Genomic DNA, 13341 nt, shown 5'->3' on the forward strand with positions numbered 1-13341 from the left:
GAATTGTGCTTCACCCGCTCTTTCGCCAAGGAAACCTGATGCAGTGGAGCACCCAGCTCTTAGGCACTAGGATCTAGGCTCTAGCTCCTAAGAGCGGAAGCAAAGCCCTGGGAGCCTGAGCTTTCACGAAAGTGGAGCATATTTGGGAACAGCCATTGAGAGAGATCCTATGAAGTCAGTCTCCCGTTACGGCGCAATCCTGGTACTGGCTTCATCGATGCTCTTTTTTGCCTACGACCTGGCGACCGACCTCGCCCGGGGCAAGGAGGGCTACCTCCATCTTGCCGTCGAGTTCATCGTCTTCGTGGCGATCTCCGCGGTGCTGCTGCGGGAGCTGTGGCAGCTTAAACGCTTGCGCCGCGCCTTTGCCGCCGAGCAGGACAAAAACTCCCGATTGGCCGGCGAACTGCTGTCGGTGATCCAGCAGCAGTTCACCCGCTGGCACCTCTCCCCCTCCGAAGCGGAGATCGCCCTGCTGCTGATCCGCGGCCTGTCGATGAAGGAGATCGCCGCCGCCCGACAGGTGAAGGAGAAAACGGTCCGGCTGCAAGCCTCCGCCGTCTACGCCAAGTCCGGCTGCGCCGGTCGCCACGAGCTGTCGGCCTATTTCATCGAAGACCTGATGAGTAACCTGTAACCACTGGCCACAGACAACTCGGCGCCCGGATTTAGGTCCGAGCGCCGGGGGTTTCTCTGTGCCCACAGTTCCGGGCCCTGGGGACCGAAGAGCGGAGGAGGCCGCTCACCACCCGGGATCCGGTGGCGGTACGCTCAGCTGACGCAGGAGGGGGTGCGGGGCGCGCCACCCTGCTCGACCCACTCGGCGGGGGTATAGGTGTGCAGCGCCAGGGCGTGCAGGCTCCCCCCCAGTTCGTCCGCCAGCACCGCGTTGACCTTGCGGTGACGGGTCAGCAAGCGCTCACCTTCGAACTGCTCGGTCACCACGATCAGCTTGAAGTGACTGTCGCTACTGCCACCGCGGTGCATGTGGCTCTCGTTGATCACCTCCAGGTAGCTCGGTGCCAGGGCATCGCTGACTTTACGTTCAATCTGCTGCTGCATAGGGCTGGATGACATGGTGATCCTTCTTTTCGTTTGGGCGGCCCACGCCGAGGCGGGAAGGCCGGGGTCAATAGGTTGAGAAGCCGGTTATACCCCCTCAGGCGCGACAATGAAAGCCCGGGATCACCGCCCGGAAAGTCAGGCTCACCCGCGCCTCCTGCACCCGGCGACTGGGATTGAGGCCATGCCACACCCCGGGTTCCAGGGCCAGCAGGCTACCATGCCCCAGGGGCTGGGCTACCACATCCTCCCGTCCCCAGCCCAGGCGCAGCGGGCGGGCCGCCCCCAGCGACAGGATCGCCAGTTGCGGCGACGGCCCCAGCTCCGGCTCGTTATCCCGGTGCCACCCCATCTTGTCGTTACCATCCCGGTAGCGGTTCACCAGCACGCTGTTAAAGCCCCAGCCGCCGAACCGGTTCAGGTTCGCCATCAGCGCCGCCACCTCAGGAGGCAGGGGCTCAGGCTCAAGCAGGGTTCCGCTGTAGCGGTAGTGGCACCCCGGCTCCCCCAGGTAGCACTGCTGGCGGGGGATGGGATGGTGGCGGCCAAACACCTGCACCTCGGGCCGCTGCCAGGGCAAGGCCTCCAGCGCCTGCCACAAAGCCTCGCAGGCCGATGGCGCCAACCAGTCAGGCCAGTAGCGCGCCAGCGCCCGTCCGCTAGAATCTTCAATAACCTGTTCAATCTCTCGCATCTTTGCGATCATTCCCTCTTTTGCCAGCCGGACCGTCATGAACGAGTTTATCGCCAACGCCACCCCTTTGCGCCTGGAGCGCTTCCCGCCCCTCACCGACGACCCGCTGCAGGCCTGGGACGCTGCCGACGAGTTGCTGCACCAGGCCCACCAGCTGCCCGACGGGCCGGTTTGGATCCTAAACGATCACTTTGGTGCCCTGGCCTGCGCCTTCGCCACCGACGAACCCGCACGCCCCCTGCACTGGATCAACGACAGCTTCGTCGCCCACCAGGCGGTGGCCCAGAACCTCGAGCTGAACGACCTGCCCCCCCTGTCCGGGTGTTACCGTGACATGGATGAGCTGGCCGAGCAGCCCCTGCCCGCCGGTGTGGTGATCAAACTGCCCCGCAGCCTGCGCCTGCTCACCTGGCAGCTGGACTGGCTCAACCAGCACCTGCCAGCGGGCACCCCCGTGGTGATCGGCGCCCGCCAGAAGGAGATGCCCAGTACCCTGCCCAACCTCACCCGCACCCTGCTGGACGAGGTTCACCCGTCACGGGCGGTGAAAAAGGCGCGCTTGGTTTACGGCCAGCTCAGTGGTCGTCACAGCGGCATGGAGGCCGTGCTGAGCTGGCCCTGCGAAGAGATCGACCAGGAGGTCATCAACTACCCCAACACCTACGGCAGCCAGCGACTGGATATCGGGGCCAGGCTGCTGCTCAAGCACCTGCCTGCCAGCGACGGCCTGATCGTCGATCTCGGCTGCGGCAATGGCGTGCTCTCGGTGGCGGCCCTCAAGGCCAACCCGGATTGCCGGGTACTGGCGGTGGACGAGTCCTGGCACGGGATCCGGGCCTGCCGCGACAACACTGCCGAGTTCGGGGAGCGGATCGAGATCCTCTGGAACGACTGTCTCTCCGAGGTGGAGGGCGGCAGCGCCGACCTGGTGCTCTGCAATCCCCCCTTCCACCAGCAGCAGGCGGTCACCGATCACATCGCCTGGCAGATGTTCCGCGATGCCCGCCGGGTGCTGAAGATGGGCGGGCGCCTGCGTATCGTCGGTAACCGCCACCTGGGCTACCACATCAAGCTAGCGCGCCTCTTCGGCGGCTGCCAGACCATCGCGTCCAACGCCAAGTTTGTCGTGCTGGAAGCGCAAAAGCGCTGACAGAGCGGCCCTTTTTCCTGCCGCAGGATCTGGTATCCTGCGGCCATTGGTTTGCCAAAAAGACGTGATAACAATGACCCGTATTCCCGCCCTGATCGCCCTGTTCCTAACGACCCTGCTCGCTGGTTGTGCCAGCCAACCGGAGGCCCTGGTGCTGGCCCCGCTGTCGCCGCAACCCCAGCTGCAGGCGCCGCCGCAATCCATCGCCCTGACCAGCGAGGATCAACGCACCGCCCACTACCTGGCTCGGATCCAGCGCGGTGGCAACCCCGCCGAACTGGTGCCCGCCACCACGGATCCCCGCCAATTGCTGGAGCAGGGGCTGGCCGATGGCCTCGGCCGCATGGGCTACCGCACCGGCGCCGCCGGCACCGTCACCCTCTCTTTGAAGCTGGAGCAGCTGGGGATCGACGTGGACCAATCCCTGTTCAAGCACAGCGCCGACAGCAACCTGGTGGCCCGAATCGTGGCGCAGAAAGGGGATAAAACCCTGGTGAAACGCTACCAGACCAAGGGCAACTTTAAAGGCCCCTTCAAGGCGGAGCCCGCCCGCATCGAGCAGGAGATGAATGACCGGATGGCCCAGCTGCTGGACGCCATCCTCAACGATGCCGAGCTGCACCAGTTTATCCAGTAACCCAACTACTCCACGAGGGACGAACCATGAGACGGATCTTGTCGCTACTGGGCGCCGCCCTGATGGCCCTGCCGTTGCTAGCGGGGGCCGCCACCCGGGATGACGACCCCCGGATCCAGCCCGGTAACCTCTTTCCCGTGGTGGAGATGGAGACCAGCCTGGGCACCCTGGTGATCGAGCTGGACCGCAGCCGCGCCCGCCTCACCGTGGACAACTTCCTGCGCTACGTGGTGGACGGGGTCTACGACAACAGCCTCTTTCACCGGGTCGAGCCGGGGTTCGTGGTGCAGGGCGGCGGCTACGACGCCAACTACGATTCCCTGCCGCAACGGGAACAGCTGGTGAACGAGTCCGGCAACGGCCTGCGCAACCGCATCGGAACCATCGCCATGGCCCGCACCAACGACCCCCACAGCGCCACCAACCAGTTCTACTTCAACCTGGACGACAACGAGGGGCTGGATCCCGGCCGCCGCTGGGGCTACGCCGTGTTCGGGGAGATCGTCGAGGGGGACGCGGTGCTGGAGCAGATGGGTCAGGTCGCCACCGACTACCACAGTGGCATCGGCGCCACCACGGTCCCGGTGGAGCCGCTGAGGCTGATCCGCGCCCGCCTGCGCCCGGAATAGGCCGCTAAAAAACAACCCGCATCACGCCGGCAGAAGGAGCCGTTTTGTACGCTAACACTCTCTATCAGCGGGGCCGGGCACGCCTCGGCGCGCTGCGGGTCTACGCCCATAAACGGGTCCTGACCCTGCTGGCACTGGGGTTCTCCTCCGGCCTGCCCCTGGCGCTGGTGTTCGGCACCCTCTCCTTCTGGCTGCGGGAGGCGGGGATCGAGCGCGCCACCATCGGCTTTGTCAGCTGGGTTGCCCTGGCCTACAGCATTAAGTTTCTCTGGGCCCCTCTGGTGGATCGCCTCCCCCTGCCGGGTCTCACCGCTTGGCTCGGGCGGCGGCGCAGCTGGCTGCTTCTGTCCCAGTGCCTTCTGGCGGCGGGCCTGGCGGTCATGGCTCAGCTCGACCCCCAGACCCAGTTGACCACGCTGATCGCCTTCGCTTTGGTGGTGGCCTTTTCCTCCGCGACCCAGGATATCGCCGTGGACGCCTTTCGTATCGAGGCCGCACCGGAGTCGATGCAGGCCGCCCTCGCCGCCGCCTACCAGATGGGCTACCGGCTGGCGATGATCTTCTCCGGCGCCGGCGCCCTCGCCATCGCCGCCTGGGCAGACCCGGATCCCAACGCCTACCGGGTGGAAGCCTGGCAGGCCGCCTACCTGGCGATGGCCGCCAGCATGGTGGTGGGGATCCTGGCGACCCTGCTGACCCACGAACCCCAGGTAGACCGCTCCAGCGCAGATTTGGCCCAGCAGCAGGCCTTAGACCGCTTCGCGCACCTGCCCCGCCCCCTGGCCCGCTTCCTCGCCTGGGGCTACAGCGCCATCGTCGCCCCCTTCGTCGACTTCTTCCAGCGCTACGGACGCCAGGCGCTGGTGATCCTGGCGCTCATCGCCTGTTACCGCATCTCTGACATCGTGATGGGGGTGATGGCCAACGTGTTTTACGTCGACATGGGCTTCTCCAAGACCGAAGTCGCCGCCATCTCCAAGATCTACGGGGTGGTGATGACCCTGGTGGGGGCCGCCGCCGGGGGCGCGCTGGTGTTCCGCTTCGGCACCATGAGAATCCTCTTCCTCGGCGCCGTGCTGGTGGCCCTGACCAACCTGCTGTTCGCCGTTCAGGCCCAGCTGGGCTACCACCTGGGCTGGCTCACCCTGGCCATCGCCGCCGACAACTTCGCCGCCGGGATCGCCACCTCCGCCTTCATCGCCTACCTCTCCAGCCTCACCAACCTGGCCTACTCCGCCACCCAGTACGCCCTGCTCTCCTCGATGATGCTGCTGTTTCCCAAGTACGTCGCCGGCTTCTCCGGCGTCATGGTGGACGCCTGGGGCTACACCCACTTCTTCCTCATCGCCAGCGCCATGGGCCTGCCGGTGCTGCTGCTGATCCTCTTGGCCGCCAAGCAAGGACAGCTCACCGCGAAGGCCCAGCCGGAAGAGGGGGTCTGAGTAGGAATCCCGAGCCGGGCATCCCGAGCTGCGAATCCAGCCTAACCCGCTCTTAGGAACCAGGTTCTAGGTTCTAGTTCCTAGTTCCTAAGAGCAAAAGCCCGCAACTCACGTTGGTAGACGGGAAACCCGACTCGTGAGTGGGCTTCAAGGGACAGCGGGAGGGATTGGGGCTTGTAAGAAGTGCTGGGCAATAACCGCGAAGCGGCGCTTACAAGCACCCGCTATCAGTTGCGGCCGGTGAACCGACGCCAGGTCGGTTTTCTTTCCCGAAGGCACATAGCACTTCCATCGCGTGTGATTGAGTGTCCGCTAAAACGGGTCAGCTTCATCCCTGACACAATTTGTTTGTTAGGTATACTTTAACCACTATGCTTGAGGTACTGTTTTTCTGAAAAATGCCAAGTTAACGCGCCAAGCAAAGCCCCCGCTGCAGCCCAAAGTGCAGCTTGCCAAATAATGGTAAAGCCTAATGGTTCTGAGCTGCGGAAGGCTGGTAACACAGCCATGATAATATACATCAATGAACCCCAGCCTATAACACCGTTTTTCAGTATATATTTAAGCTTCCCTTGCTTTCTTGTTTTGCGCCATTGCTCTAGTTTATCTTGTTTGTGAGCCGCGGGGGTTGCAACAACACTATCTTTTAACCAACTGCCTGGTACGTCAGAGTTTAGATAAACAGCGTAAATTTTTTCACGACTCCATCTGAAAATAACAAGTGCGAGCAAAGCATTGATTAGCCACCCAGTAATATAGCCAAGTAACATAAGCACGACCATAGCGGACAAAAATACACTTAACAAAATCCAGCCATTTTCAGCGTCTTTAATGGGTTCACCTTCCTGAATTCCAAAAAAAACTGACAGGCATTCAGTAAATAACCAAATTGGAGCAAAAGAAAGAAACATTAACCCAACAGGAAAGATCGCCAGAAATATTGAATATCTGGCCTTGAGTAAATTACCAATGTGAAGATTAAACGCAATATTATTCATGTATACCTAACGCCCAAAGCAGGGGATTTTATGAGTGCTTTTCAGCGAGTAAAATTCCCGCTGACTTGGCTTGTTAACTCTCATTTCTTTTTGCGACCAATAAACTCCATTAGCTCTCCGTAACCATTAAGCATATTGGAACACCAGATTCGCCCAATACCAGCAACAATTATGTAGTCTGCCTGGAGTAGCCAAGAGTAACCTACCTTTTCGACATCCTTCCAACTTGCCTTATTATCGCCAGCTATAGGACTCTTAAAATAAATATGATCGTTGTCATAACTAAATTTTACGAAGAAAGCTTGATACGGGAAAAAAATCGCTCCTGCAACAAATCCTAACCCCACTAATGATGCTGCTATTTCTTGGCCTTCATAAGACTGGGTAATTGCATATAAAACGAAAACTGTGAAAGGAATGATTGCAATCGAAAAACCTTTAAAAAGTAAACCAAATTCTAAGTGGTGTATATCGCCCTCAGTTTTGCTTTTATTATTCTTCAAAAAAACCATGGCGGCCACTACTAACCCACCAATTAAGCCACTATAAATTGGACTCCACGACAATCCAGTTTCTTCCATTTCTCCTCCTGAGAGTTAACGCCCGCCTATCGGGCAAATTGATTGGGCTAAACTTGAGCGAAGCGAAAAGCCCGCGAAAATTTGTCCCAGCGAGTTTACGAGCAACATAAGGCGTTTGTTATGTGGGAGATGCACTTTTTATGCCCCGCTCTATCCCGATTAAAGTTCCAAAAATAGCTGAGGCTACCGATAAAGGAAGCTCTACGAACCATGTTGGTGGGATATACATTTTTTGCATTAGCAAAGAAAGAATTATAATGCTTAATAGGAAGTCAAACAAAAATACAATGACAGCATAGCTCCAGGCTTTCGCTGCGTTTCGTTTCGCCATTATCGCGTACATGGCTACTGCTAACATAGATGGGGGTAGTAATTGATATGTAACATATTCGCCAAATGAAAGTGCCGCTAAATTGTCGACGCCTATTACCATACTCGTAAATGTACTTAATGCTGTAAGTACTGCGAACATGATGAAAGTGTATTTGACTATCCTTGAGGTTTTCAATTTATCTCCATGCCAAATAACAGTATATTATTTGGAATTCCGAATAACAGGGTGAAATAGAGCCGCTCCATTTCACCACCGAAAGTGAGACCAAGCTATCAGGCGAATCCTGCTCAATCAACGGCTTAGCGATGATTTGTCGGCTCTTTTCTGGTGAAACAGAGAAGTCTTTTGGTGAAAGTGCGCCGAAAAGCTGCATGCCCCCAGTGGCACCTTAAAATCCGTTGTTCTCGCGCTTGTCTGCCTCTTAAATGAAAGCGATCCGCCGGGGAACCCACCCTGGACTCTCGACACTGCGCAGTACGCCAAATCCGTTGACTCCCTCTAAGTCACGGCACAAAAAAGGCTGTGTCCTAATTAAGTGTTGGAGCCCCCGCTAGCAATGACCGTCAATGGGACTGGATGTCCCGCCAGCTCTTCGCCGACTTGGCCGCTCCAGTGCATCCCTGCACGCTCGGCATTTATGCATCCTGCATGGCAGAACGCCCGAACGAAGTGGCCAAAGACCAGGCCGAAGGCCAGGGTGAAAACCGAAGGCTTGAACGCATAGGCAGGACGCCGAAGCCGGACTTTAGCGCGAAGCAGGGACTGCGTAGCGATAAAGCCTGAGTGGCTCGCGAAGATAGGGATATCGACTCGAGCCAGAGCCGCAGACTTTGGCCACGAAAGAGAGGGTTAGCGACGACCGGAGGCAAACGGGCCCGCTCTTTACGCAAAGGAAAGGGGGCGAGACGCCCCTTTGGTTGCAGCCGGCAACCCGGCAAAGTTATTGCCGGTAAATGTCGGGAACAATTAAAGGGTTAGTAAACACAACAGCTGACTCGGACAGAGCCCAAAAAAACGGGCCGCCCGAAGGCGACCCGTATTCACAAACCGAGTGCGAAACTCAGTCGCGGAAGTTGTCGAACTGCACCGGTTGGGCCAGCTCCTCGCCCCGCAGCAGCGCCATCACCGCTTGCAGGTCATCGCGCTTCTTGCCGGTCACCCGAACCTTGTCCCCCTGGATGGAGGCCTGCACCTTCAGCTTGGCGTCCTTGATCATCTTCACCAGCTTCTTGGCAAAGTCCTGCTCGATCCCCTGCTTGAACACCGCCTGGCGGGTCACCGTCTTACCGGAGAGGATTGGCTGCCCCTTCAGCTCCATCGCCTTGGCATCCACGTTGCGCTTGGCCAGGGTGCCGCGCAGCATGGTTTCCATCTGCTGTATCTGGAACTCGGCTTCGGCCTTGATGTTGACCAGCAGGTCCTTGTTGTTCAGCTCAAAGCTTGCCTCCACCCCGCGAAAATCGAATCGGGTCTCCAACTCGCGGTTGGCATTATCCACGGCGTTTTTTATCTCAACCGCATCCACTTCGGAGACAATATCAAAAGACGGCATTTCAGCTTCCTCGTCAGAACGTTAATCAAGGGCCAGTTTACCCTATCCGGGCAAAAAAAGGTTGGCGAGCACCCGCCCCCTTCCGTACCATCACTCCCATGCTGGAGTTTATCTTACGCCCCTCACCCTATCAGCGTCGCCTGGGCCAAAGCCTGCTGCTGCTGGCTCTCCTGGTGATCTCCTACCTGGTGTTCTCGCGCCCCGGGTATGGCCAGCCTTTCTCCCATTTCGATAAGCTCGGGCACTTCGGCGCCTTCTTCTGCCTGGCGGCACTGCTGCAGTGGGCCACCAATGCCCCGCCCTGGCGCCAGCTACTCTGGCTCGGGGGCTACGCCCTGATGATCGAGGTGATACAGTCCCGGCTGCCCTACCGACACGGGGATATGATCGATATGGCGGCGGATATGATCGGGGCCTCCACCTTCTACCTCTGCCTCTGGGGCCTGCGGCGATGGCAAGGCCGGTAGGGATCCTCGGCGCCGGCGCCATCGGCCAGTTACTGGGACTGCAACTGGCCCATCAGCAGGTGCCGATTTCCCTGCTGCGCCGTCCCGGCTCCCCTTCCGAGCAACGGCGCCACACCCTGGAAAACCGCCTCGGTCAGAACCACCACGCCAGGCTGAACCATCACGCCAGTGATCGTCCCCAACCCCTGCAGGCGCTGCTGGTCGCCACCAAGGCACATCAGGTCGAAGCCGCCCTGGCACCGGTACTGACCTGGTTGCCTCCGGGCACCCCAATCCTGCTGCTGCACAACGGCATGGGGCCCCAGCAGCGCCTCTGCCATCGCTACCCTGAACATCAATGGTGGTGGGGGACCCTCTCCGATGGGGCCCTGATGCTGGCACCGGAGCGGGTCAAGCACAGTGGCAATGGCGTAAGGATCGCCGGACCCGCGCCGCGTTCTCACTTGCCCCCCGTCTCTACCCTGAGCCACCAGCAGGCCCCCAAGGTACTGCGGCGGCTTGGCTTTACCCTGAGCCCCGAGATCGCCACCTCGCTGTGGCAGAAGCTGACCGTCAACGCGGTGATCAACCCGCTGGCCAGCCGCGATGCGGTGCCCAACGGCGCGTTGCTGCAACCCAAGTACCGGGCGGAGATCGCCCTGCTCTGCCGCGAATTGGCGCAGTTGGGGCAGGCCCTGGGGCATCCGGAGCCGGAGGAGAAGATCCGCCAGCGGGTGCTCGCCGTTGCCGAGGCAACCGCCGCCAACCGCTGCTCCACCCTGCAGGACAGGGACGCCGTCCGCCCCGACGAGTTGGCACAGATCAGCGGCTACCTCCTGGCCGAAGCTCAGCGCCTGAACCTCGAAATGCCCTCCCACAGCGCCCTTTACTATCAGTTGCACCCGGCGCACGCCTCTCTTTGCAGCGAAGCCGACGAACCCGCTCTGCCCTAGCCCGCATTCCAAGCCAGGCCACCTCACTCTCCTTGGTTATCCGGGCCAGGACGTTCCATCGCTCTTAGGGTCTAGGATCTAGGATCTAGGAGCCAAGAACTAAGAACTCGTAACCAGAGAAGCGACGCTAGGCTCTCGACCCCAGCCTCAACCGCTTCTTCGGCCCCAATAAACCAAAACCGCCCCTTTCGGGACGGTCTTGACTTCAGGAACGCCGGCGGCCTGACTCAGCGCCATCGGCGCATTCGCCTCACCCCTGGCGGTGACGCACCGCTTCCGCCAGTTGACCGAGCAGCGCGGCGCTGTCCTCCCAACCGATGCAAGCATCGGTGATGCTCTGGCCATAGTTGAGGGCCGTGAGCGGCTGACCGGGCACCAGGTCCTGGCGCCCCTCGTGGAGGTGGCTCTCCACCATCACACCCATGATGGCGCGGTTGCCCTCGGCGATCTGCCCGCACACGTCGGCCCCCACCTGCAGCTGGCGCTGGAACTGCTTTTCGCTGTTGGCGTGGCTGAAGTCGATCATCACGTTGGCACGCAGCTTGGCCGCTTCCATCTGGGCGGACACCTCGGCCACATGATCGGCGCCGAAGTTGGGCCCCTTGTCGCCGCCGCGCAGGATGATGTGGCAATCACCGTTGCCGGTGGTTTCCACGATGGCGGAGTGGCCGAACTTGGTCACCGAGAGGAAGTGGTGGGAGGCGCTGGCACTGCGGATCGCATCCAGGGCGATCTTGATGTTGCCATCGGTGCCGTTTTTGAACCCCACCGGGCAGGAGAGGCCGGAGGCCAGCTCGCGGTGTACCTGGGATTCGGTGGTCCGGGCGCCGATCGCCCCCCAGCACATGAGATCCGCCAGGTACTGCGGGGTGATCATATCCAGAAACTCACCGGCGGTGGGGATCCCCATCTCGTTGAGATCCAGCAGCAGCTTTCGGGCACTGCGCAGTCCGTCATTGATGCGGAAGCTGTCATCCAGGCCGGGGTCGTTGATCATCCCCTTCCAGCCCACGGTGGTGCGGGGCTTCTCGAAGTAGACCCGCATCACGATCTCCAGGCTGTCACGGTAGCGCTCCCGCAGCGCCAGCAAGCGACGGCCATACTCCAGTGCCGCGACCGGATCATGGATGGAGCAGGGGCCGATCACCACCAGCAGGCGGTCATCCTCGCCCTGAAGGATCTTGGCGATGGCCGAGCGGGCCGCAAACACCGTATTGGCCACCCGGTCGGTGGCGGGAAAACGCTCCAGGATCGCCACCGGTGGCAGCAGCTCCTTGATCTGGTTTATACGGACATCATCATTGCGGTACGGCATCCTCAACTCCCTCTTTCATACAGGCCTGCGCGGGTGAACAAACAGTGAAAAGCCACCCTACCACAACTCTGAGCCAAATCAGCCATCTATACGGCTCATCCAGCCACACGGCAGATGTTAGAAGCGGCAACTCCCTCTGTTGACAGGAAAAAAAAGATCAAGCAGGGGGCGGGCCGCAACTGAATCAAAATCACCAATAACTGCATTCAACGTGATCTACCGCATAACAGTTGCTGAAAAGTCGACATACACTGGATGTGAAAAAGTGTTAAGGACGAAGCGAGTTCACCATGACGGAACGTATCACCCTGGCCCACGGAAGCGGCGGCCAAGCCATGCAACGCTTGATCCGGGATTGCTTCCTGACCCAGTTCGACAGTGCCGAGCTGGCCCTGATGGAGGATCAGGCCCAACTGCCCCTGGCCCCCATGGTTGAGCAGGGCGATCGCCTCGCCTTTGCCACGGACTCCTTCGTTGTCGATCCCATCGAGTTTCCCGGCGGTGACATCGGCAAACTGGCGGTGTGCGGCACCGTGAACGATCTCGCCGTCGGCGGCGCCCTGCCCCACAGCCTGAGCGTCGGCTTCATCCTCGAAGAGGGGCTCCCCCTGGAACAGCTTGAGCGCCTGGTGCGCTCCATGGCCGAGACCGCCCGGGCCGCCGGGGTGCGCATCGTCACCGGCGACACCAAGGTGGTGCACAAGGGCAGCTGCGACAAGATTTTCATCAATACCTCCGGCATCGGGGTGATCCCCGCTGCCCGCCAGCTCGGTGCCCGCCAGGTACGTCCCGGGGACAAGATCCTGGTCAACGGCACCCTGGGCGACCACGGCGCCGCCATTCTCCAGGCCCGCGGTGAACTGGCCCTCTCCGGCACCCTTGAGAGCGATTGCCAACCCCTTAACGGCCTCATTGAGGCGATGCTGGCCGCCGGCACCGTCCACGCCATGCGTGATGCCACCCGTGGCGGTGTTGCCGCCGTCTGCAACGAGATTGCGGAGGTGGCCGGTCACCGGCTCCAACTTAAGGAAACCACCCTGCCCATCCACCCGCAGGTTCGGGGGATCTCGGAGATCCTCGGTCTGGACCCGCTGTTGATGGCCAACGAGGGCAAGCTGGTCGCCTTCGTCCCCGCCGAGCACGCCGACGCGGTACTGGCGGCGATGCGGGCGCACCCCAGCGGCTACGACGCAGCCATCATCGGCGACGTCAGTACCACCGACAACCCACAGGTTTTGGTTGAGGGGCTGTATGGCACCTGCCGGCAGCTCTTGATGCCAGTGGGCGAACAGTTGCCCCGTATTTGCTAGTGCATAGGAGAAGATGATGAAAACAAAGTTCGCCCTGTTGGCCGCCCTGGCTCCCTCTTTGGCACACGCCCACGCCGGGCACGGGGGATTCGGACTGTTCCACCACGCCCTGGATCTGGTGTTGATGCTGGTGGTGGTCGCAGCCCTGGTAGCCGGTTGGCAACGTTATAACCGGCGCTAAAACCAGGCCGAGGCATCTATAGCAAGGAGGAATACCCTGTGTCCGACTATCAAGCAT

The 13341-nt window shown here is 60.4% G+C and carries 15 protein-coding genes; 9 read left to right on the plus strand and 6 right to left on the minus strand.

Annotation, left to right across the window (positions count from 1 at the left end):
• Positions 1 to 169 precede the first annotated feature (169 nt).
• On the plus strand, positions 170 to 637 hold the full coding sequence (locus ABD997_RS08140) for a helix-turn-helix transcriptional regulator (protein WP_345316517.1): 468 nt from the start codon (positions 170 to 172) through the stop codon (positions 635 to 637).
• Positions 638 to 771: 134 nt separating this feature from the next.
• On the opposite strand, the gene ABD997_RS08145 is transcribed toward ABD997_RS08140, so the two are convergent.
• Positions 772 to 1077, minus strand: coding sequence for a BolA family protein (locus tag ABD997_RS08145; protein ID WP_345316518.1), 306 nt, complete (start codon positions 1075 to 1077; stop codon positions 772 to 774).
• Between the two features lie 82 nt (positions 1078 to 1159).
• Positions 1160 to 1756 carry an alpha-ketoglutarate-dependent dioxygenase AlkB family protein gene (locus ABD997_RS08150; RefSeq protein WP_345316519.1) on the minus strand — a complete coding sequence of 199 codons (597 nt, stop codon included), beginning with the start codon at positions 1754 to 1756 and terminating at the stop codon, positions 1160 to 1162.
• 37 nt (positions 1757 to 1793) lie between these two features.
• On the opposite strand from ABD997_RS08150, the gene ABD997_RS08155 reads away from it, so the two are divergent.
• The 4 genes from ABD997_RS08155 to ABD997_RS08170 all read left to right on the plus strand — a co-directional run bounded on the left by ABD997_RS08155 (position 1794) and on the right by ABD997_RS08170 (position 5614).
• A complete protein-coding gene (locus ABD997_RS08155; RefSeq protein ID WP_345316520.1) occupies positions 1794 to 2906 on the plus strand; it encodes a methyltransferase in 1113 nt (370 codons plus the stop codon).
• 73 nt (positions 2907 to 2979) lie between these two features.
• Positions 2980 to 3543, plus strand: coding sequence for a YajG family lipoprotein (locus ABD997_RS08160; RefSeq protein ID WP_345316521.1), 564 nt, complete (start codon positions 2980 to 2982; stop codon positions 3541 to 3543).
• A gap of 26 nt (positions 3544 to 3569) precedes the next feature.
• On the plus strand, positions 3570 to 4172 hold the full coding sequence (locus ABD997_RS08165) for a peptidylprolyl isomerase (protein ID WP_345316522.1): 603 nt from the start codon (positions 3570 to 3572) through the stop codon (positions 4170 to 4172).
• A gap of 44 nt (positions 4173 to 4216) precedes the next feature.
• Complete coding sequence (locus ABD997_RS08170; RefSeq protein WP_345316523.1) at positions 4217 to 5614, plus strand: AmpG family muropeptide MFS transporter; 1398 nt, start codon at positions 4217 to 4219, stop codon at positions 5612 to 5614.
• A 362-nt stretch (positions 5615 to 5976) separates the two neighbouring features.
• Here the strand turns inward: ABD997_RS08170 and ABD997_RS08175 are convergent, their stop codons facing one another.
• The 3 genes from ABD997_RS08175 to ABD997_RS08185 form a co-directional block, all read right to left on the minus strand.
• Positions 5977 to 6612, minus strand: coding sequence for a hypothetical protein (locus ABD997_RS08175; protein WP_345316524.1), 636 nt, complete (start codon positions 6610 to 6612; stop codon positions 5977 to 5979).
• Positions 6613 to 6692: 80 nt separating this feature from the next.
• Complete coding sequence (locus ABD997_RS08180) at positions 6693 to 7193, minus strand: hypothetical protein (RefSeq protein ID WP_345316525.1); 501 nt, start codon at positions 7191 to 7193, stop codon at positions 6693 to 6695.
• Positions 7194 to 8587: 1394 nt separating this feature from the next.
• The gene (locus ABD997_RS08185) at positions 8588 to 9079 is read right to left on the minus strand and encodes a YajQ family cyclic di-GMP-binding protein (RefSeq protein WP_345316526.1); all 492 of its coding nucleotides are present in this window, start codon (positions 9077 to 9079) and stop codon (positions 8588 to 8590) included.
• A 98-nt stretch (positions 9080 to 9177) separates the two neighbouring features.
• On the opposite strand from ABD997_RS08185, the gene ABD997_RS08190 reads away from it, so the two are divergent.
• Together ABD997_RS08190 and ABD997_RS08195 are read left to right on the plus strand one after the other, a co-directional pair.
• Complete coding sequence (locus tag ABD997_RS08190) at positions 9178 to 9546, plus strand: VanZ family protein (RefSeq protein ID WP_345316527.1); 369 nt, start codon at positions 9178 to 9180, stop codon at positions 9544 to 9546.
• Positions 9531 to 10478, plus strand: a complete 948-nt coding sequence (locus ABD997_RS08195; protein WP_345316528.1) for a ketopantoate reductase family protein — start codon at positions 9531 to 9533, stop codon at positions 10476 to 10478. Before ABD997_RS08190 ends, ABD997_RS08195 begins: the two co-directional genes overlap by 16 nt.
• A gap of 250 nt (positions 10479 to 10728) precedes the next feature.
• Here ABD997_RS08195 and aroG read toward each other — a convergent pair whose 3' ends face one another.
• Positions 10729 to 11793: a 3-deoxy-7-phosphoheptulonate synthase AroG gene (aroG, locus tag ABD997_RS08200; protein WP_345316529.1), complete on the minus strand. Its 1065-nt coding sequence runs from the start codon at positions 11791 to 11793 to the stop codon at positions 10729 to 10731.
• A gap of 290 nt (positions 11794 to 12083) precedes the next feature.
• Here aroG and hypE point away from each other — a divergent pair, with 290 nt between their 5' ends.
• Together hypE and ABD997_RS08210 are read left to right on the plus strand one after the other, a co-directional pair.
• Positions 12084 to 13103, plus strand: a complete 1020-nt coding sequence (hypE, locus tag ABD997_RS08205; RefSeq protein WP_345316530.1) for a hydrogenase expression/formation protein HypE — start codon at positions 12084 to 12086, stop codon at positions 13101 to 13103.
• A 16-nt stretch (positions 13104 to 13119) separates the two neighbouring features.
• On the plus strand, positions 13120 to 13284 hold the full coding sequence (locus ABD997_RS08210; RefSeq protein WP_345316531.1) for a hypothetical protein: 165 nt from the start codon (positions 13120 to 13122) through the stop codon (positions 13282 to 13284).
• Positions 13285 to 13341 lie beyond the last annotated feature (57 nt).

The organism is Ferrimonas gelatinilytica (assembly GCF_039544205.1).
GTDB classification, from domain to species: Bacteria; Pseudomonadota; Gammaproteobacteria; order Enterobacterales; family Shewanellaceae; genus Ferrimonas; species Ferrimonas gelatinilytica.

Coding starts and splice junctions, on each gene's coding strand:
- ABD997_RS08140 (WP_345316517.1), top strand. CDS start 170: ATGAAGTCAGTCTCCCGTTACGGCGCAATCCTGGTACTGGCTTCATCG.
- ABD997_RS08145 (WP_345316518.1), bottom strand. CDS start 1,077: ATGTCATCCAGCCCTATGCAGCAGCAGATTGAACGTAAAGTCAGCGAT.
- ABD997_RS08150 (WP_345316519.1), bottom strand. CDS start 1,756: ATGCGAGAGATTGAACAGGTTATTGAAGATTCTAGCGGACGGGCGCTG.
- ABD997_RS08155 (WP_345316520.1), top strand. CDS start 1,794: ATGAACGAGTTTATCGCCAACGCCACCCCTTTGCGCCTGGAGCGCTTC.
- ABD997_RS08160 (WP_345316521.1), top strand. CDS start 2,980: ATGACCCGTATTCCCGCCCTGATCGCCCTGTTCCTAACGACCCTGCTC.
- ABD997_RS08165 (WP_345316522.1), top strand. CDS start 3,570: ATGAGACGGATCTTGTCGCTACTGGGCGCCGCCCTGATGGCCCTGCCG.
- ABD997_RS08175 (WP_345316524.1), bottom strand. CDS start 6,612: ATGAATAATATTGCGTTTAATCTTCACATTGGTAATTTACTCAAGGCC.
- ABD997_RS08180 (WP_345316525.1), bottom strand. CDS start 7,193: ATGGAAGAAACTGGATTGTCGTGGAGTCCAATTTATAGTGGCTTAATT.
- ABD997_RS08185 (WP_345316526.1), bottom strand. CDS start 9,079: ATGCCGTCTTTTGATATTGTCTCCGAAGTGGATGCGGTTGAGATAAAA.
- ABD997_RS08190 (WP_345316527.1), top strand. CDS start 9,178: ATGCTGGAGTTTATCTTACGCCCCTCACCCTATCAGCGTCGCCTGGGC.
- ABD997_RS08195 (WP_345316528.1), top strand. CDS start 9,531: ATGGCAAGGCCGGTAGGGATCCTCGGCGCCGGCGCCATCGGCCAGTTA.
- aroG (WP_345316529.1), bottom strand. CDS start 11,793: ATGCCGTACCGCAATGATGATGTCCGTATAAACCAGATCAAGGAGCTG.
- hypE (WP_345316530.1), top strand. CDS start 12,084: ATGACGGAACGTATCACCCTGGCCCACGGAAGCGGCGGCCAAGCCATG.
- ABD997_RS08210 (WP_345316531.1), top strand. CDS start 13,120: ATGAAAACAAAGTTCGCCCTGTTGGCCGCCCTGGCTCCCTCTTTGGCA.